General features: G+C 43.7%; 20 protein-coding genes. 7 read left to right on the forward strand and 13 right to left on the reverse strand.

What is annotated here, in order from left to right:
* Positions 1-35 precede the first annotated feature (35 nt).
* Positions 36-416 carry a Co2+/Mg2+ efflux protein ApaG gene (gene apaG, locus BCU68_RS15160; RefSeq protein ID WP_102565580.1) on the forward strand — a complete coding sequence of 127 codons (381 nt, stop codon included), beginning with the start codon at positions 36-38 and terminating at the stop codon, positions 414-416.
* Between the two features lie 9 nt (positions 417-425).
* The gene (gene apaH / locus BCU68_RS15165) at positions 426-1,232 is read left to right on the forward strand and encodes a bis(5'-nucleosyl)-tetraphosphatase (symmetrical) ApaH (RefSeq protein ID WP_102565581.1); all 807 of its coding nucleotides are present in this window, start codon (positions 426-428) and stop codon (positions 1,230-1,232) included.
* A 243-nt stretch (positions 1,233-1,475) separates the two neighbouring features.
* Here apaH and folA read toward each other — a convergent pair whose 3' ends face one another.
* The 6 genes from folA to rplU all read right to left on the reverse strand — a co-directional run bounded on the left by folA (position 1,476) and on the right by rplU (position 5,432).
* Entirely contained in the window at positions 1,476-1,958 is a 483-nt protein-coding gene (gene folA, locus BCU68_RS15170; RefSeq protein ID WP_198591750.1) for a type 3 dihydrofolate reductase, read from the reverse strand.
* Between the two features lie 40 nt (positions 1,959-1,998).
* Complete coding sequence (locus BCU68_RS15175) at positions 1,999-2,469, reverse strand: threonine/serine exporter family protein (protein ID WP_198591751.1); 471 nt, start codon at positions 2,467-2,469, stop codon at positions 1,999-2,001.
* Positions 2,469-3,236, reverse strand: coding sequence for a threonine/serine exporter family protein (locus BCU68_RS15180; RefSeq protein ID WP_102565583.1), 768 nt, complete (start codon positions 3,234-3,236; stop codon positions 2,469-2,471). Before BCU68_RS15180 ends, BCU68_RS15175 begins: the two co-directional genes overlap by 1 nt.
* A gap of 210 nt (positions 3,237-3,446) precedes the next feature.
* Positions 3,447-4,622: an Obg family GTPase CgtA gene (cgtA, locus tag BCU68_RS15185; RefSeq protein ID WP_102565584.1), complete on the reverse strand. Its 1,176-nt coding sequence runs from the start codon at positions 4,620-4,622 to the stop codon at positions 3,447-3,449.
* A gap of 221 nt (positions 4,623-4,843) precedes the next feature.
* On the reverse strand, positions 4,844-5,101 hold the full coding sequence (rpmA, locus tag BCU68_RS15190; RefSeq protein ID WP_032553028.1) for a 50S ribosomal protein L27: 258 nt from the start codon (positions 5,099-5,101) through the stop codon (positions 4,844-4,846).
* A 19-nt stretch (positions 5,102-5,120) separates the two neighbouring features.
* Positions 5,121-5,432, reverse strand: a complete 312-nt coding sequence (gene rplU / locus BCU68_RS15195) for a 50S ribosomal protein L21 (protein WP_102565585.1) — start codon at positions 5,430-5,432, stop codon at positions 5,121-5,123.
* A 271-nt stretch (positions 5,433-5,703) separates the two neighbouring features.
* On the opposite strand from rplU, the gene ispB reads away from it, so the two are divergent.
* On the forward strand, positions 5,704-6,675 hold the full coding sequence (ispB, locus tag BCU68_RS15200) for an octaprenyl diphosphate synthase (RefSeq protein ID WP_102565586.1): 972 nt from the start codon (positions 5,704-5,706) through the stop codon (positions 6,673-6,675).
* A gap of 158 nt (positions 6,676-6,833) precedes the next feature.
* Here the strand turns inward: ispB and mdh are convergent, their stop codons facing one another.
* Complete coding sequence (gene mdh / locus BCU68_RS15205) at positions 6,834-7,769, reverse strand: malate dehydrogenase (RefSeq protein ID WP_102565587.1); 936 nt, start codon at positions 7,767-7,769, stop codon at positions 6,834-6,836.
* 338 nt (positions 7,770-8,107) lie between these two features.
* Here mdh and argR point away from each other — a divergent pair, with 338 nt between their 5' ends.
* The 4 genes from argR to BCU68_RS15225 all read left to right on the forward strand — a co-directional run bounded on the left by argR (position 8,108) and on the right by BCU68_RS15225 (position 13,114).
* Positions 8,108-8,578, forward strand: coding sequence for a transcriptional regulator ArgR (argR, locus tag BCU68_RS15210; RefSeq protein ID WP_102565588.1), 471 nt, complete (start codon positions 8,108-8,110; stop codon positions 8,576-8,578).
* 329 nt (positions 8,579-8,907) lie between these two features.
* Complete coding sequence (locus BCU68_RS15215) at positions 8,908-9,876, forward strand: TAXI family TRAP transporter solute-binding subunit (protein WP_102565589.1); 969 nt, start codon at positions 8,908-8,910, stop codon at positions 9,874-9,876.
* Between the two features lie 134 nt (positions 9,877-10,010).
* The gene (locus BCU68_RS15220) at positions 10,011-12,584 is read left to right on the forward strand and encodes a TRAP transporter permease (RefSeq protein WP_102565590.1); all 2,574 of its coding nucleotides are present in this window, start codon (positions 10,011-10,013) and stop codon (positions 12,582-12,584) included.
* 89 nt (positions 12,585-12,673) lie between these two features.
* Entirely contained in the window at positions 12,674-13,114 is a 441-nt protein-coding gene (locus BCU68_RS15225) for a universal stress protein (RefSeq protein ID WP_102565591.1), read from the forward strand.
* Here the strand turns inward: BCU68_RS15225 and BCU68_RS15230 are convergent.
* The 6 genes from BCU68_RS15230 to BCU68_RS15255 all read right to left on the reverse strand — a co-directional run bounded on the left by BCU68_RS15230 (position 13,095) and on the right by BCU68_RS15255 (position 24,753).
* Positions 13,095-14,054: a D-2-hydroxyacid dehydrogenase gene (locus BCU68_RS15230; protein WP_102565592.1), complete on the reverse strand. Its 960-nt coding sequence runs from the start codon at positions 14,052-14,054 to the stop codon at positions 13,095-13,097. The genes BCU68_RS15225 and BCU68_RS15230 overlap by 20 nt on opposite strands.
* 118 nt (positions 14,055-14,172) lie before the next feature.
* Positions 14,173-14,895: an RluA family pseudouridine synthase gene (locus BCU68_RS15235; RefSeq protein ID WP_102565593.1), complete on the reverse strand. Its 723-nt coding sequence runs from the start codon at positions 14,893-14,895 to the stop codon at positions 14,173-14,175.
* 192 nt (positions 14,896-15,087) lie between these two features.
* The gene (rapA, locus tag BCU68_RS15240) at positions 15,088-17,997 is read right to left on the reverse strand and encodes an RNA polymerase-associated protein RapA (protein WP_102565594.1); all 2,910 of its coding nucleotides are present in this window, start codon (positions 17,995-17,997) and stop codon (positions 15,088-15,090) included.
* A 389-nt stretch (positions 17,998-18,386) separates the two neighbouring features.
* A complete protein-coding gene (gene tldD, locus BCU68_RS15245) occupies positions 18,387-19,832 on the reverse strand; it encodes a metalloprotease TldD (RefSeq protein WP_102565595.1) in 1,446 nt (481 codons plus the stop codon).
* Between the two features lie 64 nt (positions 19,833-19,896).
* The gene (locus BCU68_RS15250) at positions 19,897-20,766 is read right to left on the reverse strand and encodes a carbon-nitrogen hydrolase family protein (protein ID WP_102565596.1); all 870 of its coding nucleotides are present in this window, start codon (positions 20,764-20,766) and stop codon (positions 19,897-19,899) included.
* 51 nt (positions 20,767-20,817) lie between these two features.
* Positions 20,818-24,753, reverse strand: coding sequence for a YhdP family protein (locus BCU68_RS15255; RefSeq protein WP_102565597.1), 3,936 nt, complete (start codon positions 24,751-24,753; stop codon positions 20,818-20,820).
* Positions 24,754-24,759 lie beyond the last annotated feature (6 nt).

Below are 24,759 nucleotides of genomic sequence, written 5' to 3' on the forward strand. Positions count from 1 at the left end.
GAACTCTTTTATTTTCGCCTCAATTGGAGTTTTTCATGGAAGCCTTTACTCCCTGCATTAAGTGTCTTGTACATTCTAAGTACATTGCTGACCAATCAGAACCTGAACATAAACGTTATGTTTTTGCCTACATCGTTACGATAAAAAACCTTAGTAAACAAACCGTTCAACTGCAGAGTCGTCATTGGCTAATTACTGATGCTAATGGTAAGCAACTCTCTATTGAAGGTGATGGTGTTGTCGGTCAACAGCCAACCATTCAGCCTAATGACGAATATACTTACAGCAGCGGCACTGTGATTGAAACGCCTGTGGGTGTGATGCAAGGTCATTATGTGATGACTGATCAACAGAACCAGCCTTTTCTTGCTAAAGTCGATCCTTTCCGCTTAGCCATTCCCAATATATTAAATTAAGAGATTTCTGTGGCAACTTACATTGTTGGTGACATCCAAGGCTGTTTTGATGAATTACAGTTATTACTTGAGCAAGTTAACTTTAATCCTGAGCAAGATGTGCTTTGGCTTGCGGGTGACTTGGTTGCACGTGGTCCTAAATCACTAGAAACTCTACGCTTTGTGAAGTCCTTGGGATCGGCTGCGCAGGTTGTGCTTGGTAATCATGATTTGCATTTATTGGCAATTTCGCACGGTGTACACCCTATTAAGGCGAAAGATAAAACCGCGGATATTTTTTCTGCTCCTGATAAAGAAGCGTTGTTTCACTGGTTAAGGCAGCAACCTTTGCTTGCTGAACACGATGATTTTGTGATGAGTCATGCGGGTATTTCTCCACAATGGGATCTTGCCACTGCGCGTCTGGCTTCTCAGGAGATCGCGACGATCTTAGCGAGCGATCAATGGACTTGGCTTGTTGAGAATATGTACGCGAATACGCCTGATCGTTGGCAATCTGATTTAGAGGGTTTACCTCGCTATTGCTATATCATTAATGCTTTTACTCGTATGCGTTTTTGTCATTTGGATGCGCGTTTGGATATGGCGTGTAAGCTGCCCCCGAAAGAGATTGGCGATGAGGCGTTAGTGCCTTGGTTTGCGCTTGAGTCTCGTCTTCCGTTAAGTAAAAAGGTGCTCTTTGGTCACTGGGCTGCTTTGGAAGGTTATGAGGATGGTAATGTGATTGGTTTAGATACGGGTTGTGTCTGGGGTGGTGAGTTAACGATGCTTCGCTGGGAAGATCAAACTTACTTTAAGCAAGCACAAGTGATTTGATTTGATTTGATTTGATTTGATTAGTAATACGATCAAAATGAATTCACTTCCGCAAACCGCTCAAGACATCCCTGTTCGCTCAACAATGGGCATCCATGCCCATTAATGTTCGCTACAGCGAACACATTTTACCGAGTCAATGAACGAGGCTAATAGCAGTATTCGAATGATTGATATCACCAAAATGAATTCGCTTCCGCAAACCGCTCAAAATATCTCTGTTCGCTCAATAATGTTGAGATTCTAGTTTCGCTCTAAAATAACAAATTCCATATTGAATTTATTTTTTTCATCGGCGCTGTAAGTTTGCTGCTCGACGGTTTTCCAGCCTTGTCCCCAATCAGGGAAATGGGTATCACCTTCGATACCCGCATCAATAAAGGTCAGGTAGAGACGAGTTGCCATCGGTAAATAGGCTTGGTAAATCGAACCACCGCCAATGATCATAAGTTCATCGCAATCACCTGCAGCAACCTTAGCTTCTTCAATGGAAGTGACGGTTGTTACGCCCTCTATTATTAAGCTCGCATCACGGCTGATAACAATATTTAATCGTCCTGGTAGTGGGCGTCCAATCGACTCGTAGGTCTTGCGCCCCATGACAATCGGCTTACCTAATGTGCACTGTTTAAACCAAGCAAAATCAGCAGGTAAGTGCCAAGGCATCTGATTGTCACTGCCAATTACACGCTGATCGGCCATAGCGGCAATCATACTAATAATCATAAAAAATCCCTAAGAATGACGGCTGTCTCGTGGTGAGCAGCTAAACAATTGAACGACGGCGGTAGAATAACAGCCCCGGTATCGCTAAGCCAATAGCAAGACCTGCAATGATGAACATCGCTTTAAGGAAGTTCTCAATCAGCATTGAAAAAAGCATGGCATCAAAGCCTTGTTGGTTAATCTCAACTAAGGCAATCATCGCTTTAAAGGCAAAGACGCCAGGTACCATTGGGATCAAAGCAGCGACGGTAAACACTTTGGGATGGGCCAAAAATCGATGTGACCAATAGACACCAATAAAACTCACTAAGGTCGCGGCAAAGAAAGTCGCCCATTCAATCGGTACGCCAAAATGCATCATAGCAAAGCGTGAGCCATGCCCTATTGCTCCGCCTAATGCACAATAGATTAAGGCCTTTTGCGGAACATTAAATACCAAGGCAAAACCTATCGCTGGAATGGAAGCAAAAAACATATCATTAAGTAGTAACAGTAAAAAATCAAACATCATTAATTCCCCCACGCCCAAACACCGGTGATATTCATTGCCGCGATTATTCCTAATGAAGTGGCAAGCGTTAATAAACTGGCCATCATGAAGCGTGCAATGCCCATATTAATATGTCCTTTGAGCATATCTGCTACTGCATTAATGAGCGGAAAACCGGGCACGAGCATAAGTACCGAGGAGGCCATCACTATCGTTGGTAAGTTACCAATATTAAACACAACAGCTTGAGCTGATATCATAGTGGTGACAAAGGCGGTTACGGTGAAGTTTAACAGTGGATTAAAATGACGATGGCCGATCTCTTGGCGAACAATCATTCCCACAGAGGAGGCGAGAAAAGTCATGGCAAATACCGACCAATCACCTCCAGCTAAACGAGCAAAAGAAGCACAAGATAAACCGATCATGACCACGACAAGCCAGCGATTATAACGCTCTGGACTAATGCGATTAATTTTATCCTGCGCCATTGAGTAGTCGACAATGCCTTTTTCTAGCATGATGCAGATCCTTTGGATCTGAGTGACGACTCGCATGTTGATCCCACGATCTGGGCAGCTTCTTGTTGTGGTGATGCAATGATCATTTAATCGAGTGGTGACGACTAAAGCGTTAGCACTGAGCGCAACTTCAACCTCATCGATACCACTTGCGATGCCAATGCGACGCATAATATCGGCAACTAATGCACTTTCAGCCCCGTGTGCAATCAACATCTGCCCTGCTTGAGCAACTAGCCTTGATATTGATCTTTGTTTTGATGTCATGGATCTCTTCCTTGAAGTTCTCTTTATTTACACTCGCTACATCGAACAGATTTTATCTCAATAAGAAAGAAGATAAAAAGTGTTAACGTCTCTGTTATTTTGCCGTAAATTTATCTTAAGCAACATGATTTGGACACAAAAAAACCGCAACTTTCATTGCGGTTTTTAAAATCAAGACACTTATCAGTACATGATTAGATTTCGATAATATTAGTCACGAACGTAGACAACGTGACCGTCATCTTCTTCGTCATCCCAATCATCATCGTCTTCGTCATCTTCTGTTACTACGCTGCTGCCAGCCATAGCATCTTTGTGGTAGTCATCCCACATGAAGTCGATTTTCTCTTCTTCTTCTTGCTCTTCTTCAATCTCGCGTGGCAGATTTTCCATGAAGTCAGCCAGTTTGAAACAAAGTTCTTTCGTACCTTGTCTGTTTACTGCTGAAATCTTGAAGTACTCATCTTCCCAACCTAATGCATCAAGTACATTTTGGATGATCTCATCAGATTCTTCTTCTGACATTAGATCCACTTTGTTGAAGACTAACCAGCGTGGTTTCTTCGCTACTTTTTCACTGTATTGCTCAAGCTCATCGATGATCGTTAGGGCATTTTGTACCGGATCAGATTCATCAACAGGCAGGATGTCGATCATGTGTAATAGAACACGACAACGCTCTAAGTGCTTCAGGAAGCGAATACCAAGACCAGCACCATCTGCTGCGCCTTCAATCAGACCTGGAATATCCGCAACAACGAAACTCTTCTCAGGGACGACACTAACCACGCCTAAGCTTGGGATTAATGTCGTGAATGGGTAATCGGCTACTTTAGGCTTAGCTGCTGATACAGAGCGAATAAAAGTAGATTTACCCGCATTTGGCAGACCAAGCATACCAACATCAGCTAAAAGTAGTAGTTCTAGACGTAATTCACGAACTTCACCTTTTGTACCTAACGTCTTTTGACGAGGTGCACGGTTAACTGAAGATTTAAAACGTGTATTACCTAGACCGTGCCAACCACCTTTTGCCACCATCACTTTCTTGCCATGCTCGGCAACTTCAGCAACGATTTCATTTGTGTGGATATCAACAGCACGAGTACCAACAGGAACGCGTAAGACAGTATCTTTACCACGTTTACCAGTACAGTTACCACCGCTACCATTTTTACCACGTTCTGCAGCGTAAAAGCGTTGGAAACGGTAATCGATTAGAGTGTTTAAGTTTTCGTCCGCTTGAACGTAAACATCACCACCGTCACCGCCATCACCGCCATCTGGGCCGCCTTTAGCTACGAATTTTTCACGCCAAAAACTAACGGTACCACTACCGCCGTCACCAGCTTCTACTTTTACTACCGCTTCATCAACGAATTTCATTTTTTACTCCGCACTATAGCGTTGCAATACCATTTTGAATCAATGGTATAAATTCTAGCAGATCCGCAAAAAGATCGATCATTAAGATCCGGATCAATTTGCCATTGGAACAAAGAAGAAGAGGTTCTAAATATTCAAGAGCTTCTGCTTTTTTGTTCCCCTATAAAATAAAAAACCCCACCGAATTGGCAGGGCTTTTGAATTCAGCTTGAAACTAAGGATTACTCAGAATCGATGCTTACGAACTTGCGGTTTTTAGGACCTTTAACTTCAAATTTCACTTTACCTTCAGTAAGAGCGAAAAGAGTGTGGTCTTTACCGATACCAACGTTTGTGCCAGCGTGGAATTTAGTACCACGTTGACGAACGATGATGTTACCTGCAAGAACAGATTCACCACCAAAACGCTTAACACCAAGACGTTTGCTTTCTGAATCGCGACCGTTACGAGTAGAACCGCCAGCTTTTTTGTGTGCCATTGTAGAACTCTCCTAATACTTAAGCGTTGATGCCAGTGATTTTCACTTCAGTGAACCACTGACGGTGGCCTTGCTCTTTACGAGAGTGCTTACGACGACGGAACTTAACGATTTTAATTTTATCGCCACGACCGTGTTGTACTACTTCCGCAGTAACTTTGCCACCTTCAACAAGAGGTGCACCAACAGTGATTTCTTCACCGTTAGCAACTAGAAGAACTTTATCAAACTCAACAGTTGCACCAGTTTCAACGTCTAATTTCTCTAAACGAAGGGTTTGACCTTCGCTTACTCGGTGTTGTTTACCACCAGATTGGAAAACAGCGTACATATTTTACTCCGCTTTTTCCGCACAGCCATTGGTTGCAATATAAGCAACTCGGGTGTGCGCTAAACTAATCATCAATAGGGCGCAGATTCTACGTGAATCATGCCTCTATGACAAGCCATATTTTTAAAATATTGGCGAAAACCTAATCGCCAATGAAAAGTGCGGCAATCATGCCCTTTAGTGATGTATTAATCAACGTTTTTTAGTGTATTATTCATCAATTAAACAGAACGAATAAACCTTACAGGGTCTAACCTCAGCCGGAAATATAATGGATTTTAAAGCTGTCCAAATACTTACTGCCGATGATATGGCAAAAGTGAATGAAACAATTCATGCTCAACTAAATTCTGATGTAAGTTTAATCAATCAATTGGGCTTTTATATCGTCAGTGGCGGCGGTAAACGCCTGCGCCCTTTGCTTGCCATCTTGTCAGCCCGCGCCTTGGGTTATCAAGGTCAAGCGCACACAACAGCCGCTGCGTTTATTGAATTTATTCATACCGCAACCTTGCTGCATGATGATGTGGTCGATGAGTCCGATATGCGGCGAGGAAAAGCAACGGCAAATGCCGCGTTTGGTAATGCTGCCAGTGTGCTTGTTGGTGACTTTATTTACACTCGTTCATTCCAAATGATGACCACGTTAGGTTCTTTGAAAATCCTCGAGCTAATGAGTGAAGCTGTCAACGTCATTGCTGAAGGTGAAGTGCAGCAATTAATGAACTGTAATAACCCAGATACGACCGAAGAAAGTTACATGCAGGTCATCTATTCAAAGACCGCTCGTTTATTTGAAGCTGCCACCCAAATTGGCGCAATTTTAAACGATGCTGAACCTGAAGTTGAAATCGCATTGCAAAACTACGGTAAGTTTCTCGGTACTGCATTCCAACTGATTGACGATGTAATGGATTACACCGCTGATGGAAAGGAAATGGGGAAAAACGTCGGTGATGACCTTGCAGAAGGCAAGCCAACGCTACCTTTGCTCTACGCTATGCGTCATGGCACACCCGAACAAAGTGCAATGATTCGTGAAGCGATCGAAAAAGCCAATGGGATGGAGAAGCTCGATGCTATCCTCGCGGCCATGAAAGAAACCGGATCATTAGAATACACTGAACAAAAAGCACAGCAAGAAGCTGACAAGGCGATTGCCCAGTTAAGCGTACTGCCTGAGTCTGAATATAAACAAGCTCTGGTGACTATCGCTAACCTTGCTGTTAATCGCAGTAGCTAAATAAGACCCACAGCTGCAACCAGGTAGCTAGCGCAAGATCCTTTATGATCTTACGTTAGCTACTTAGATCAAAAAAGCCGATCCTAAGATCAGCTTTCTTATCTATATAGACATCATAGACATCGCTATATTTTTATACCGCTATTATAGCGACTCGCCTATTGTGCGAACTCTACCCCAATATTGATATCACTATTGAGTGTTTCTAGCATGCCATCGAGCGCTGCTTTTTCATAGTCGCTCAATTCGCCATAACTCAAGATAGCTTCTGCCCCTTCTTTACCTAACTTCACTGGCTGAGCAAAGAATGGTGCATGTTCTCCAGCGCCTTCAACATACGCACACTCAACAATATTGTCTTCACCTTGTAAACCGCGCACTAAAGAAAGACCAAAACGACATGCCGCCTGTCCCATTGATAAAGTTGCAGAGCCTCCACCCGCTTTTGCTTCAACAACTTCTGTACCCGCATTTTGAATACGCTTCGTTAATGCTTCGACTTCTTCTGCGGTAAATTCAACATCGGCAACTTGAGAAAGTAGCGGTAGGATTGTCACACCAGAGTGACCACCAATAACGGGAACACGTACATCACCTGGATCTTTTTGCTTGAGATCCGCGACAAAAGTTTCAGAGCGAATCACATCAAGCGTCGTAACACCAAACAAACGGCGCTTATCGTAGACACCTGCTTTCTTCAATACTTCGGCAGCAATCGGCACTGTTGTATTGACTGGGTTAGTAATGATGCCCACACACGCCTTTGGACATGCTACAGCAATACGCTCAGCCAATGATTTTACAATCCCAGCATTCACATTAAACAAATCAGCGCGATCCATACCCGGCTTACGCGCTACACCTGCAGAAATAAGTACAACATCAGCGCCTTCTAATGCTGGTGTTGGATCTTCACCGGCATAACCTTTAATAGAAACTGGGGTTGGGATGTGGCTAAGATCGGCAGCAACACCTGGTGTAACTGGTGCAATGTCATATAAAGCCAAATCTGAACCCGCTGGTAGACGATTTTTTAACAACAAAGCTAATGCTTGACCAATACCGCCTGCGGCACCAATAACAGCTACTTTCATGTGCATCTCCTTGAGATTTAATCTCTTATCAATATTTTTTTTGTAGGGTACTTTCTAATCAATTGTCATTAAAAAACTATAGTATTCATAATTCGATTACAATCAATTAACGTCAGCTTTGCGACCTCGCGCAACGCAAAGAAAACGTGCCACATCTTATCTATAGTCAGACTGCTTTTATAGTTTTAATCCAATTGCACTAAGTTGTTAAAAAATCGATTTATTAAACTCTGTTTCAGTGATGCTTCTAACATAAATTTGCGATTTATTAGTGAAAAGTGCGTATCTATGCGAAAATAGAGCTTATATACATTTTTCTAGTGAATATAAGAAAAACTATGCGCAATACAGAAAAACAAGACAACTTAGTCCGTGCTTTTAAAGCCCTACTAAAAGAAGAAAGATTTGGCTCACAAGGTGAAATTGTTGACGCTCTAAAAGTAGAAGGCTTTGCTAGCATCAACCAATCTAAAGTGTCTCGCATGCTAACCAAATTTGGTGCAGTACGTACACGTAATGCCAAAATGGAGATGGTTTACTGCCTTCCAGCTGAGTTAGGTGTGCCTACGGTTTCAAGTTCATTACGAGAACTGGTACTTGATATCGACCATAATAATGCACTTGTGGTTATTCATACTGGACCAGGAGCTGCTCAATTAATCGCCCGTTTACTTGACTCTTTAGGTAAATCTGAAGGGATCTTAGGCGTTGTTGCTGGCGATGATACGATTTTTATCACCCCAACATTAAGCGTTAGCACAAAAGAGTTATTTGATTCTGTTTGTGATCTCTTTGAGTATGCGGGTTAAGTTTTTATCGTAAAAGTGATGGGTCAGAAAGCAATCGCTGCGTGACCCATTTCACACCTTTTATCATTCCCTTTCATCCTGCCCCCTTGCTAACCTGACTGTAACTATCTGTTTATAAAAATAAATAACATTATCCCCCTTTAAAGTCGTGTTACAAACCATCGTAATCCCCCTCAAGCTGTTAACACCTCACAGTTCCTCTGTTGTATTTTTGTTATAATTCATGAGCTTTTGTATCTTTAACATAGAAAAAGCACATTGTTTATACCTAGGACGCCTCACAAACAACTACACTTGTTGAGAGGCAATATTGAATAAGGAAGAAATTCATGGCACTACATAAGTTAATTAAAGTAGGTGCAATGGCAGCCGCTGTGCTTGGCGCTGGCGCTGTTAATGCTCAAGAGTTTGTCACTATCGGTACAGGTTCGGTCACTGGGGTTTATTACCCAACGGGTGGTGCCATTTGTAAGCTGGTCAATAAAGGTCGTAAAGATCATAGCGTTCGCTGCTCTGTTGAATCAACGGGCGGTTCTATCTACAACGTTAACACCATGCGTGCTGGTGAACTGGACTTTGGTATTGTGCAATCTGATTGGCAGTACCATGGCTATAACGGTACAAGTAAATTCAAAGAGCAAGGTGCTTTTCCAAAGTTAAGAGCAATGTTCTCTTTACATACCGAACCCTTCAACATCATTGTTCGTAAAGATGCCAACATCAATAGTCTACAAGATCTTGCCGGTAAGCGAGTTAACATTGGTAACCCAGGTTCTGGTGACCGTGCAACGATGGGCGTGGTAATGGATGCTATGGGTTGGACGAATGATAGCTTCAAACTGGCTTCTGAATTAAAAGGTTCTGAACGTTCTCAAGCACTGTGTGATAACAAAATTGATGCTTTCATCTACATGGTTGGTCACCCAAATGGATCGATCAAAGAAGCGACGACATCATGTGATGCAAAACTGGTTTCAGCAACCGGTCCTGAAGTAGATAAAATTGTTAGCGGTAATCCTTACTACGCTTACAGCACGGTTCCTGATGGCATGTACCGCGGCACTGAAGGCGATATAAACAGCTTTGGTGTAGCTGCAACCATGGTAACAACGACGGATGTCTCTGATGACGTTGCTTACAATGTTGCTAAAGCTATCTTTGAAAACTTCGATACCTTCAGACGTCTACACCCTGCCTTCGCGACATTGAAAAAAGAAGATATGGTAAAAGCGGGGCTTTCAATTCCACTTCACCCTGGCGCTGCTAAATACTACAAAGAAGTTGGGCTACTAAAATAATAGCTATTGCTCATTACTAAAAAGGAGGCTCACGCCTCCTTCTTTAATTGCAGCGGTTACTTACTAATTTATCAAATCTTTACCTCGTGGTATTGCTGTTACTTCCACATGATTTCAATAAAAGGATGACGTACATGACGAAGACCACTCCGTCTCCAGATGTGCAAGACATGGTTGCACAAGCCGATACTGGCGCTCGTAGCCCACATGGAATATCAGGTCGCATACTTTGGTTTGTACCACTATGTTGGTCTTTATTTCAGCTTTGGTATGCTTCACCTCTGCCTTTTATTTTTGATTTTGCCGTATTAAATGATACTCAAGCACGATCAATTCACCTGACATTTGCGATTTTCCTTGCCTTCACCGCCTACCCGGCTTTAAAGGGATCACCGCGCGATAGAATTCCCGCTTTAGATTGGATCTTAGCTTTGCTAGGTAGCTTATCAGCCGCTTATATCTTTTTATTTTATTCTGCACTGGCTGAACGTTCTGGTGCACCAACCACCTTGGATGTTGTCGCCGCTGCCACTGGCATGGTTTTACTGCTTGAAGCCACTCGTCGCGCGCTTGGCCCTCCCCTTATGGTCGTTGCTGCCGTATTTTTAATTTACACCTTTGCTGGCCCGCACATGCCCGATGTTATCGCTCATAAAGGTGCCAGTTTAAATAAGGCCATGTCGCACCTTTGGTTAACAACTGAAGGGGTTTTCGGGGTTGCATTAGGCGTATCGACATCCTTTGTTTTCTTGTTTGTTCTCTTTGGCGCCATGCTAGAAAGGGCTGGAGCTGGCGCTTACTTTATTAATGTTGCCTTCTCCTTACTTGGTCATATGCGTGGCGGTCCAGCAAAAGCAGCCGTGGTTGCTTCAGGGCTCTCTGGTCTGGTATCAGGCTCATCCATTGCTAACGTCGTGACCACAGGTACCTTTACCATTCCACTCATGAAACGCGTTGGATTCTCTGGTGAAAAAGCCGGTGCTGTTGAAGTCGCCGCCTCAACCAATGGTCAGTTAACTCCACCGATTATGGGCGCGGCAGCCTTTTTGATGGTCGAGTACGTGGGAATTTCCTATGTTGAAGTGATCAAAGCTGCGCTACTTCCTGCCCTGATCTCCTACATTGCACTGATTTATATTGTCCACCTTGAAGCCTGTAAAGCGGGCATGACAGGGCTACCTCGCCGTCATACACCAAAGCTTATTCATAGCCTGCTCTCTTTTACTGGGACTATCTTAGGTCTGTGTGTGATCAGCGCTGTGGTCTATTACGGAATTGGCTGGACAAAAGATGCCTTTGGCGCTGCAGCCACTCCAATTGTCACTGTTGCCCTGCTACTGACCTACCTGGCTTTAATTCGCATCTCCGCACAATATTTACATGCCGGTGAAATCAATATCGATGAAGAGCTCACTGAAGTGCCTGAGCCAGGTCCAACCATCAAATCGGGTCTGCACTTTTTGCTACCGATTGTTGTATTAGTTTGGTGTTTAACGGTTGAGCGCTTCTCCCCTGGCCTTTCTGCATTTTGGGCCACGGTATTTATGATTTTCATCTTGCTAACTCAACGTCCATTAATGGCACTGTTTAATAAAACTAATCCCGTTGAACCAGCAAAGCAAGGCTGTATCGATCTCGTTGAAAGCTTAGTATCTGGCGCACGTAATATGATTGGTATTGGTGTTGCTACCGCAGCAGCAGGGACCGTGGTTGGTGTCGTGACGTTAACGGGGATCGGCTTGGTCATGACAGACTTTGTCGAGTTTATCTCCGGCGGCAACATTTTCTTTATGTTGCTATTTACTGCCGTCATCAGCTTAATCTTAGGGATGGGACTACCAACAACCGCAAACTATATTGTTGTATCAACGTTAATGGCACCAGTCATTGTCACGCTCGGCGCGGCACACGGTTTAATTATCCCATTGATTGCCGTGCACTTATTTGTGTTCTATTTTGGTATTCTTGCTGATGATACTCCACCTGTAGGTCTCGCCGCATTTGCCGCCGCAGCCATTGCAAAATCCGACCCAATCCGCACCGGTATTCAAGGTTTTACCTACGATATCCGTACCGCCATATTGCCTTTCATGTTTATCTTCAATACCCAGCTACTATTAATGGGCATTGATACATGGTGGCACTTAGCATTAACCATCTTCTCTTCGGTTACTGCCATGCTGATTTTCTCTGCGGCAACTCAAGGTTGGTGGTTTACTCGCAACAAATGGTGGGAAACCATTCTATTATTAGTCTTAACCTTTAGCTTTTTCCGCCCTGGTTTCTGGTGGGATATGATTTACCCAGCTAAAGTTACCTCACCAGGTGTTGAGATAGCGCAAGTTATTGAAAGTTTAAATGTAGGACAATCGATAGAGCTTAGAGTAAGTGGTGAAAATTTAGAAGGGAACATGGTATCTAAAACGGTACGTCTTCCTTTTGATGATAACGCCATTAGCGCAGATGACCGAATCGCTTCGACTGGACTTATGCTAAATGATATCGATGGAAAAATGATCGTTGATATGATTGAGTTTGGTAGCCCAGCAGAAGCGTCTGGTATTGATTTTGATTGGGAAATTGAAACCATTATCCAGAAAGCAGATAGACCAATGAAGGAGTGGATGTTTGTACCTGCGCTATTGTTATTAATTGCTCTTGGTATCAATCAAAGACGACGTGCTCGTAGGGATGAGTTGAGCATATAAGTAACCCAGTTTGGGGTTCAATATGACAAGCTTGATCATCAAAATATAAGGTGATCAAGTTTGGTACGATACACATAAAGAGAAACGTAATGTATAAACAGATCCTTGTTCCTGTCGACCTTAATGATAAAGGCTTTTCACATAAAGCGGTTGAAATGGCGGTATGGCACGCAAGATATGCCAATGCCGAAATCCATTTATTAAACGTTTTACCCGGCATTCACATGTCGATGGTGGCAACATACTTTCCCAAAGATGCCGCTAACCGCATGAAAGCCGATGTAAAACAACAACTAAAAACCTTCGCTGAAGAGTACATGGATGAAACTATTGTCCACAAAGTGCATGTCGCGGAAGGAAAAACCTACACCACTATTTTAGATTACGCTGAAAAGCTTGGCGCTGATCTGATTATCATGCCAAGCCATAAACGTTCAACGATCGACAATGTTATGCTTGGCTCAGTGGCTAGCAAGGTTGTGCAATACTCGACAATTAATGTTCTCGTTGTTAAGCCTCAGGAAGACTAACTGGCGTAATCATCGACTCAACATTCGCCATTAACGTTTCCACCAATTGCTGAATCGCAGAGTGACTCCCCCAAGCAACATGTGGGGTAAGCAACAGGTTCGGCAATGCTTGATTATCCAATAAAGGATTCGAGACATCCGCTGGTTCTTGAGTGAAAACATCCACCCCTGCCCCACCAATCGTCCCCGCTTGCAAACTTGCCACCAAGTCCACTTCATTGACCAAACCACCACGCCCAGTATTGATTAAAATCGCATGCGACGGCATCAAATCCAGCTCTGGTTGAGCAATTAAGTTCTCAGTGTTTGCTGTCAAAGGGCAATGCAGCGTCACGATATCAGCTTGCTGTAGCATCGACTCAAACGGCACAAACCCTGCTCGACACTGCTCTGCGCCTTTACGCTCAGAGAAAATAACTTTCATGCCAATCGCTTTAGCCAATACTGCTGTTGCTTGACCTAAACTGCCGCTACCGACAATACCCAAGGTTGAACCAGCAACATCACCAATCGAGTGTGTAAAGAAACAGAACTGCTTATTACGCTGCCACTCACCCTGAGCAATATCATTATGGTAAGCAAACAGATGGCGCTTCAAAGCAAAAATCATCCCGATAACATGCTCTGGCACCGATTTAGTCGCGTAGCCTTGTACATTTTTCACTTCAATATTGTGTGCTTGGCAGTAGTCTAAATCGACATTGTTCATCCCCGTCGCTGTTAACGCAATGGCACGTAACCTAGGTAGTTGTTGCAACACCTGCGCATCAAGCACCACTTTATTAGTGATAACAATATCGGCATGTTGTAAACGCTCAATCACTTGATGCGGCTGAGTAAAATCGTACTCTTGCCAGTTGTGATCTGCCTGCAAAGGTGGAAAAACGATCGAATCTGGAATGGTATCGCGATCAAGAAAAACAATATTAGGGGCTGTCATTCGTTGTCCTTAACATAGTAATAAAAAAGAAAGAGTCATCATTATATCGGTAAAAAACTCGATAAGTCGTTATTCTACAATCAAAAGTTATAACGTATTCACTTACTTATGATTGGGATTATTTATAACTCGGTAACTGCGCTGGAGCACTAAATAACTCTAGGATTTGTGGCTGCACTTCAGGGTAAAAATCACACGGCACAAAAATCGCACACAACTGCTCGGTAGCTGGATGATAAAAACTCAATTCGCACGCATGCAACTCTAAACGATCGGAGTGAGTAAATGCCTCACCACTGGAATAGAACTCATCACCAATAATTGAGTGACCTAACTCCATGCAATGCACACGCAGTTGATGCGAACGTCCAGTGATTGGCAGCAAACGTAATAGAGTGGTTTTCTCTTCTCTTTTCGCCACTTGATAACGGGTTTGCGACGGCTTGCCCGTTTCATCACACACTTTTTGACGTGGACGATTTGGCCAATCACAAATCAGCGGCAAATCAATTAAGCCCTCTTCTTGCTCAACCTGCCCCCATACTCGTGCATAATAGACCTTATGAGTTAAGCGATATTGAAACTGCTTTTTTAAGCTGCGTTCGGCTTCTTTATGCTTAGCAAACAACATCAAGCCCGACGTCGACATATCTAAGCGATGCACCACTTGAATTTCAGGGTATTCAACAACTAAACGGCTCCACATGCTGTCATAGTGCTCCGCTAAACGCCCCGGAACAGACAGCAATCCAGAGGGTTTGTTGGCAACTAAGATATCGTCATCTTCAAAAACAATATCAATCCAAGGGTCTGTGGGTGGCAAGTACTCAAGCATAGCCATAATTCATATTCCTACTAAAAAATAATACCGATTTCGCTGATTAAACCAAATCGTATAAAGATAACATCACTGACATAGCGATCAAAAAAGCCCCCAGCTCATCATCATTGATACTAGGGGCTTTATCAGCAATAGAGTTGCGCTTACCTTACAAGTTCAGCGCTGCCATATTACCGATGCATTGCTGTCAATTTAGTTATGAGACACAACGATCATACGTAGTGAGTCTAACTGTACTTGAGCTTTTGAAATGTAACCGGTTAAATCAGAAATTTGCTGCTCAATCACTTCTAATTCTTCATCACGAATATTTGGGTTCACCGATTTCAGTGCTTGTAGTCTTTCTAACTCACTGTTTAGGTTCGCTTTCATATCTGCTTCAGCTTGAGTGCGAATCGCATCAACACGATCCACCACACACGCTTCACCAGCGGCAATCAGTTTATGCACTTCACCTTGGACAGAAGCGACTAACTTGCTCGCTAGGTGACGGTTGATTGGGCTTAATTGACGGTTAAAGCTTTCAAACTCAACTTGAGCAGATAGATCGTTACCACGTCCATCCATCATCAAACGAATTGGCGTTGGCGGTAAGAACTGAGCAATACCACTGCGTTTTGGCGCTTGAGCATCAACCACATAAACCAATTCAAGCAACAATGTACCAACTGGCAAGGCTTTGTTTTTCAGTAGAGAAACCGCTGAAGTCCCCACACCTTCACTCATTAGAAGATCAATACCACCTTGAATCATTGGGTGTTCCCAGCTGATAAAGTTCATATCTTCACGAGAAAGTGCCGTTTCACGATCAAAAGTGATCGTCGCACCTTCATAAGGTAAACCTGGGTAGCTTGGTACCATCATGTGCTCTGATGGCGTTACCACTAATGCGTTTTCACCTTTGTCATCTTGGTTCAAGCCGATGGTATCAAACAAGCTTAATGCAAAAGTGACTAAGCCAGTATCACCGTCAGTGGCTGCCACTTTATCCACGATAGCTTGCGCTCTTTCACCGCCGTTAGAGTGCATTTCAAGCAGACGATCACGACCATTTTCAAGCTTAGATTTTAGATCTTTATTCATCGCTGCAGAAGCTTCAATCACTTCATCAAGCTCTTCGGTATTCCCTGAAGCAAGCATAGTGATCAATTGATCTGAGTATTGATCGTAAACCGCACGTCCAGTTGGACACGTTTCAGCAAAGGCATTTAAACCTTCATCAAACCAGCGCGCTAAGATCGCTTGTGATGTCCCTTTAAGGTACGGCACATAAATATCGATATCGCGGTTTTGACCAATACGATCCAAACGACCAATACGCTGCTCTAGCAAGTCTGGGTTAAACGGCAGATCGAACATCACTAGTTGGTTAGCAAACTGGAAGTTACGACCTTCTGAACCGATTTCACTACAGATAAGAACCTGTGCGCCACCTTCTTCTTGAGCAAAGTAAGCCGCGGCTTTATCACGCTCAATAATCGACATGCCTTCGTGGAATACCGTTGCGCGAATACCTTCACGTTCACGTAATGCTTGCTCTAATTGCAAAGCAGTGCTTGAGCGTGAAGCAATAACCAGTACTTTCTCGCTGCGCTTTTCTAAGATCTTCTCTAGCAACCAGTTAACACGAGAGTCAAACTGCCACCAGCTTGAATCTTCGCCTTCAAACTCTTGGAAAATCTCTTCAGGGTAAAGCATCTTAATCGCACGAGCTTCTGGGGCCATCTTGCCGCCAATCATGCCCGATACACGCATCGATGTGGTGTATTGCGATGGGATATCCATTGGTAATAAGTGAACATTACGCTCTGGGAAACCTTTAATCGCCGCACGAGTATTACGGAATAAAACACGTCCCGTACCGTGGCGATCCATCAGATTGTCGATTAATTCTTGGCGAGCATTGGCTTGCGCTTTTTCATCACTCTCTTGCTCAATCGTTGCAAATAGAGAAGTGATATCTTGCTCAGCTAACTGCTCAGTAATTTGGGCTTTTTGCTCAGGGCTAAGTGTTAAGCCTGAGAACAATGCGGTTACCGAGTCTGCAACGGGTGCGTATTGCGCTTCTTCTTCGACAAAAGATTCGTAGTCGTAGAAACGATCAGGATCAAGCAGACGTAAACGCGCAAAGTGACTTTCACGACCTAGCTGCTCTGGCGTTGCGGTTAGTAGCAGGACACCTGGTGTGTTTTCAGCTAGCCCTTCAACCACTTGGTATTGACGGCTTGGCTTATCTTGGCTCCACTCTAGGTGATGCGCTTCATCGACAACTAAGAGATCCCATTCACCTTCTAGTGCTTGCTCGTAACGACGACGGCTCTTGCGTAAGAAGTCTAATGAACACAATACATATTGTTGGGTATCAAATGGGTTATCAGAATCGGCAAAAGCTTCAATACAGCGCTCTTCATCAAAGATAGAGAAGTGTAAGTTAAAGCGACGCATCATCTCCACCAGCCATTGGTGTTGCAGCGTTTCAGGCACAACAATCAAGATACGTTCAGCACGACCTGACAGTACCTGTTGATGGATAATCATACCCGCTTCAATGGTTTTACCTAGACCTACTTCATCGGCTAATAATACGCGAGGTGCATGACGGCGACCCACTTCATGAGCGATGTACAGTTGGTGAGGGATTAAGCCTGCACGCATGCCACATAAACCACGCATTGGGCTTTTGTGCTGCTGATATTGATTGGTTAACGCACGGTAGCGTAAAACAAAGTTATCCATACGGTCGATTTGACCGGCAAATAGCTTATCTTGCGGCTTATTAAAACGGATTTGATTACTCAAAAAGATTTCACGTAATGAGATACCCGCTTCTTGGTTATCTTCTCGTGTACCGACATAAGTCAGGATAGATTGATTTTCAATGACTTCTTCAACAATCAGCGACCAGCCTTCTTGGCTTTCTATCGTGTCACCGACATTAAAGGTTACTCGGGTTACCGGCGCATCACTGCGTGCATAAACTCGGTTTTCTTCTGATGCAGCAAACATTAATGTTACGGTTCTAGCGTCCATTGCTACTACGGTACCTAAACCTAAATCACTTTCTGTATCGCTGATCCAGCGTTGCCCCAAAGCAAATGTCATGAATCGACTACCTCATTTTAGTATTTGAATTTTTATTTTAGCTAAATTTTGCCGTCTAACCCTATTTTTCAGAGATGATTTTTATTAATAGACAATAAACTAGCCCCTCTGAAAATGGTCGCTAATCTTACTCGAAGCAATGAATTAGGTCACGTATAAAGAGGGCTATTTTGTGATTTTTAAAAGAGAAATTAACCAACAGGAATAGCGCTAACTTAAAAATGCCTTCGCTGAAAATAACAAGTAAAAATGGCATAAAATTATCAAAAAAATAAGGGCAGAATATCAATAATATTCTGCCCTTAATCACATTTTTATGTTACGCCAAATTCAGTCTCAACGCACAATGTTAGTTCGCCTTTTAAATACCAAGCTACTTAAACATCTAGCTACTCAGTACCACCAACGGTCAGTGAGTCTAACTTCAAGCTTGGTTGACCAACGCCAACCGGTACGCTTTGTCCTGCTTTACCACAAACGCCAACGCCGCGATCTAGGCTGAGATCATTACCCACCATCGAGATCTGCTGCATAGCTTCAATACCAGAGCCAATCAAGGTTGCCCCTTTCACTGGACGAGTAATTTTACCATCTTCGATCAGGTAAGCTTCTGATGCAGAGAAAACAAACTTACCAGAAGTAATATCCACCTGACCACCGCCGAAGTTTGGCGCATACAGCCCCTTCTTCACGGTAGAGATGATCTCTTCTGGGCTATGTTGACCTGGTAGCATGTAGGTATTGGTCATGCGCGGCATAGGTAGGTGTGCGTAAGATTCACGACGACCATTACCTGTTGGAGCAACCCCCATTAAGCGCGCATTAAGCTTATCTTGCATATAGCCTTTTAATACGCCATTTTCGATAAGTGTGTTGTATTGACCACTCACACCCTCATCATCGACGTTTAATGAGCCACGTAAATCTTTCAATGTACCATCATCGACGATAGTACAAAGATCGGAGGTGACTTGCTCGCCAATTTTACCTGAGAAAACCGATGAACCTTTACGGTTAAAGTCACCTTCTAAACCATGACCTACCGCTTCATGCAGAAGTACACCCGGCCAACCCGCGCCAAGAACAACGGGCATCGCACCAGCAGGCGCCGCTTCCGCTTCAAGGTTCACTAACGCCTGACGAATCGCTTCATCTGCATAGTAGTACGCAATCTGCATACCATTTTCATCATTTAAGAAGTAGTCGTAAGTAAAGCGACCACCGCCGCCTGAGCTACCACGCTCACGACGATCGCCTCTTTGCGCTAAGACACTAATAGATAAGCGTACTAATGGACGAATATCCCCCGCGTAAGTACCATCCGTTGCGGCCACTAGCATCTGCTCATGGACACCACTAATGCTCACTGATACTTCTTGAATTAGCGGCTCTTTGGTACGAATGTACGCATCTAACGCCATGAGTAGTTCGGTTTTTTGCTGCTTTTCCCAACTTTCTAGCGGGTTAACGCCAGCATAGTAGTTTTGATTACTATGACGTTTAAAAGCTTGAATTTGACCATTTTGACCTTGCTGAGCAATACCACGCGCCGCAATAGCACTTTGCTTAAGACCCGCTAATTGAATTTGGTCAGAGTAAGCAAAACCCGTTTTCTCACCCGTGACTGCGCGTACACCAACACCACAATCAATGTTAAATGAGCCATCTTTAATAATGCTATCTTCAAGTACTAATGACTCATGCCAGCTCGACTGAAAATAAATATCAGCATAATCGATTTGGCGAGTTGCAATGCTGGCTAACGTGTCTGCAATATCTTGTTCAGTTAACCCGGTTGGGGCCAATAATGCCGCTTCAATGCGATCAATGCTCATACTTTACTCTTATCATTTTAATTAATAGGTACATATTAAAAAGGAAAACTCCGCTCGCCCACCACTAAGCAGGGCTAAGGACAATAAACTTGCCTTTAAAACGTGAGTGTTCACTTACCGGCATCGCTTGACGAATCGATGCTGATGCTAATAAATCAATTTCAACCACGGCGCTTTCGGCTTGTTGACCTAACTGCTGCACGACACGTCCCCAAGGATCAATCACCATCGAGTGACCCCAAGTTTCGCGGTAGCAGTCTTGCCCTTCAATACCATGTCGACCACCTTGTCCAACGGCCACTATCCAACACTGGGTTTCTATCGCGCGACTGCGTAATAACACTTCCCAGTGCGCCTCACCAGTCACCGCAGTAAAGCACGAAGGGACAATAATGACTTGTGCGCCTTGGTGACGTAATTCGGTATATAAATGTGGAAAACGCACATCATAGCAAATCGATAGCCCAAGGTGACCAAAAGGTGTTTCACAGGTTCGAACTTGTTGACCGGCTAAAAACGTATCTGACTCTCTGTATTGATGATGACTATCAGCGACATCGACATCAAACATGTGCAATTTATCGTAATGGCTAACTTGTTGCCCAGCGTCGTCATAAATCAACGTTGTCGCGGTAACACCATGAGGCGTTTGGATTGGCATACTACCGATAATAATCCACACTCGATAGTGCTGGGCTAAATACGCGACTCTATCTTGCAAAGGTCCGCGACCAAGTGGTTCGGCAAAACGGTGGTAATCACTGCGTAAACCGAAAACCAGTGCATTTTCAGGGGTGAGTATCCAATTTGCCCCCTGAGCGACACATAAGGCAATTTGCTGCTCAATATAGTTTAAATTCAGCCATGGATCAGCGCCAGATGTCATCTGAATAAGGCCAACATTATTTAAGGTGATGGTATTATCTATATCCATAAATTCTCACTTTATCTTATAAGATAGTACCACCAACGACTTAGCTCAATGCTATTGCTGACTACCTTCACGCATGTCTTCAGGCAATGTAAAATCACCTTTGCGACGGGAAACTTCTTCAACTATCGGATCATCTAATGGGCCTTTGATCGAATAGTTCACTTGGGTAAAGACCTCCACAACCGGAGAAATTACCGTTGAAATCGCTAATACATAGAGTGCTGTCTGCGGCGCAACGGCAAACGCAGTGAGTGTTGGAAGACCTGAGGTAATATCAGGCTTAAAGTTCACCTGCGCATCAACCTGTCGTGTATTAAGGTTCGCGAGGCCTTTAATCGCCATATCCCCCGCAATGGCATCCATCTCAAGGTCATTGGTAATAAAAATGCCATGCTTAATTTCACCACTGCCACGGATGTAATTAAATGCCATACCTTGATCAAACACATCAGAGAAATCGAGCTGCATACGGCGCACAATCGAATCCAAACTAAACATACCTAAGATACGCGCAGCCCCGCTGACATTGGAGATCATCCCTTTACCAAACTTCGTCGAGACATCTCCCTCTAAGGTACTGATATCCATAGACCAAGGTGAGCCTTGCCACTTAGTATTCGCTTGCAGGGTAAATGGGGCTTTTTGAATACCCGACTTAATGCCAAAGCGCTCCATCAACTCACTGTTATTATCACTCTCGATATTTAAGTTAAGTTGAGAATGGCTATTTTCTCCAGCCAATGACCACCAACCCGTGACATCAATGTGATTGGTGCCACTTGCCACATGAAATTCATTCATTGTCAGGCGATCATTATCACGTTTAAGATCCACATCAAGCTTGCCAACTTTATACCCTTGCAACCAAAAATCATCTATGGCGAGATCAATATCGGGCATCGATTGATGAAAATTTCGATCAAACTCCGATACCTTGCCTGAATCTTGAGCTAAATGATCGGCACGTTTCGTCGTTGCAGCGACCTCTTTCTCTAACTCATCTAAAACAGGAACATAGACATGCAAACTCTTTAATGCAACCGTCAACTTATGCGCCGCATTATAGTTTAGCTGACCTCTCGCTTCCTGGCTGGCAATATCTAACTGCCAATCATCACCACGTTTACGACCATTAATATCCACGTCGTGCCAACTGATTGTTGCCAGCTCAAGCTCTTCGACTTGTACTGAAATGCGCTCAGGCAGCGGCATGGTTGGTTTTTCCATACTATCGACAACGGCTTTCTGCTCACCCACTGGCTCATTTAAAATATCCACCCATTGGTCAAAATCGACTTTTGGCGCGCGAATTAATGCATGATGACCAACAACTGGGCTAATTTTGAACCCTCCTCGACCAAATACGAGGTTACTGGCTTCAATAACAGGTACCGACTGAGTAATATCGATCTCCGCTTGGTACTTCATATTAGGTAGCTGAAGTCTTGCCGTAATCGCCTCTTGATCGCCTGATGCCTTTAAAGTCGCATAGCCACCATCACCAACCTCTTGATTGAGTGGGTAAGGGTAATCACTGTGCAGCTCATTAAGCTTCGCATCCACTTCAATTTGATAAGTAAAGCCTATATCGGTCAATTGTAAATCAACACCGAGATCCCAAGATGCATGACCATCAACATGCTGTAGCCATTTACGCCCAAGATAAGGCATTAAAGGATCAACATACCAATCACCCGTTGCTTTAATATCAACAAGATAACCTTGACTACCTTGCTTATCATCATTGCGACCATTGAAGTCTAATGACATCGGTTGATTGAGCAGTTTGCCTTTTAAGTTTTGCGCCTTAACCACATCATTATCAAAATAGATACGCCCAGAAACCTCATCAAGATCCATTGGCGGTGCTTCTATTTCGACATAGTTACGCTTTAGATCCGCATAACCCCAAGCTCGAGCATCATTACCGTTATCAAAAGGAATATGCAGTTGGAAACTTGAATTCACTTCGCCACTGACTTGTAGCGCGGTTAATGCTGCCCCGACGGAACCGACTAAAGGCGATGACATCATATAATCACGAACCGCGTTCCCTTCGGCTTGTGCTTGCGCTTCTATCTCAATAAAACCACTATGAGCAAGATCGGGAATACGTCCAGTGACACGACTCGCACTGACATCCATTAAGGTTGCATCATGGGAATCAATAAACATGGCTGCATTTTCAAACAAGAGATCAAGCTGCAACTCAGTAATTGGTGGCCATGCCGTATCAAAGCTAAATTTCGCTTCCTCAAGCTTAACTAGCGCTTGGAAAATGCCATCATTATTTTGATAAGGAAAATCGCCAAGTTCGCCATACCATAAAATTTGCGCAGCCTTAGCTTTACCACCTTGCACCGCTGTCGATAAGTAATCCGTTAACCCTTGTCCTAATGCTGGCGTGGGTAAATAACGCCAAGTTTGACTGGCATTAAAAACATCCGCTTCGGCATAAATAGAGAGGAATGGGCTGCGATCTTCTGGAAAATCTAACCTAAATTCACCTAAGACTTGAATATCAGCGGTTGCAGCCGTGATCTTATCAGCCCATATACGCCAACCACCTTCATAGGTTTCCCAGACAATATGACTGTGTGCCTGACGAATATTTAACGGGGCTTGAAACACATCACCAAACTGAACTTCATTATCAATTAAATCAAGCGAAGCAACCGCTCTATGGGTATTACCAGAGATGCGTGCTTGCAACCGATTAAAGCCTGGCAAAGAGCCCGACTGCTTTAATGTGCCATGCTTTAAATTGGCAGAGTAATGCAGTTCTTCGAGGGATGACCCACCAGCAACACGTAAATCTTCCAGCAAACCTCGCGGTCCAAACTGAGAAAGGAGCGCGGTGGATTTATCAGAATCAGGTAACAGTTTTGCTAAAGGTACTAAGCGGCTAATGGCTAACTGAGACAGGTTTAAACGCCAATGGTTATCTTGCCAATCCAATGCAAAATCGACGGTTGGCCATTTTTGCTTATCAGTACTTAAAGAGAGTGAGTCACCACTAACTTGCCAGCCTTCATCCAACTTCTCGAGGCGTAGGACACCAGAGTTGACGTCTAATGTATGGCGACCTTGCTCTCTCCAACTCAGCAGAGACGGTTGTAAGTCGACATAAGCATAGTCCGGCTTACTGTGAGTGAGTGTTAGCCAACTATTAAAGCTGATCAGCCCCTTATCTATCCCTGTTTGCTGGCGTAAGGCTTTAGTCAACCACGGCATAACATCAACCTGGTGAGCACTGAGATAAAACTCACCACTGATATCCAGTAACGAGCCATGATCTTCAAAGTTTGCACTCACTAGCAAGGAATTAATATTGGCTTCAGTGATGCTTACTTCACCTTCAGCGTAATGCTGATTATCATCATTACGCCAACGCAACTGATGAATATCTAAATCACGCACTTCACCAGCAAGCGATTGATAACGAATACTGGAGTTCGTCAGTTCAAAATCCGTCACTTGGCGAAGTAATAGATTATCTAAACGTTGAATAATATCCGCAGAATCCGCTGGCTTGCTTTGACCGCTAGGATCGGTTTGAACGCCCGTATCACCTTGATCGTCAATAGCTGAGTCGTTGCTGATTAAACTGATCGAAGCAATATCAAGATCAAGGTTATGCAACTGTAAATCGGCAATGACAGGCTGTAGGGTAAAGATCGACCGAATCAGATCGAATTCAATTTCGACTTCCTCAATGGCAAAGTAAGCCCCTTCCGATGCTGGAATATTGGCATTGAGGTTTTTCAGAGAGATAGAAGGGTGGGTATTACGCCAGAAACCACTCACATGAGAGACATTGAACTCGAAACCTGAGCTTCCACTCACCCAAGTTTCGATCTGGTCTTTATGTTGATTGAGCTTAGGTAAGGTGACACGTAAAGTCGTCACCACAACCGCTAACATCAAAAAAACGGTTACCAGTAACCAAAGAATACATCGCCATAAGCGAATACAAGTGGTGTTCAAAATCGT

Origin of the sequence: Vibrio sp. 10N.286.49.B3 (assembly GCF_002873395.1) — a bacterium.
Taxonomy (GTDB): Bacteria; Pseudomonadota; Gammaproteobacteria; order Enterobacterales; family Vibrionaceae; genus Vibrio.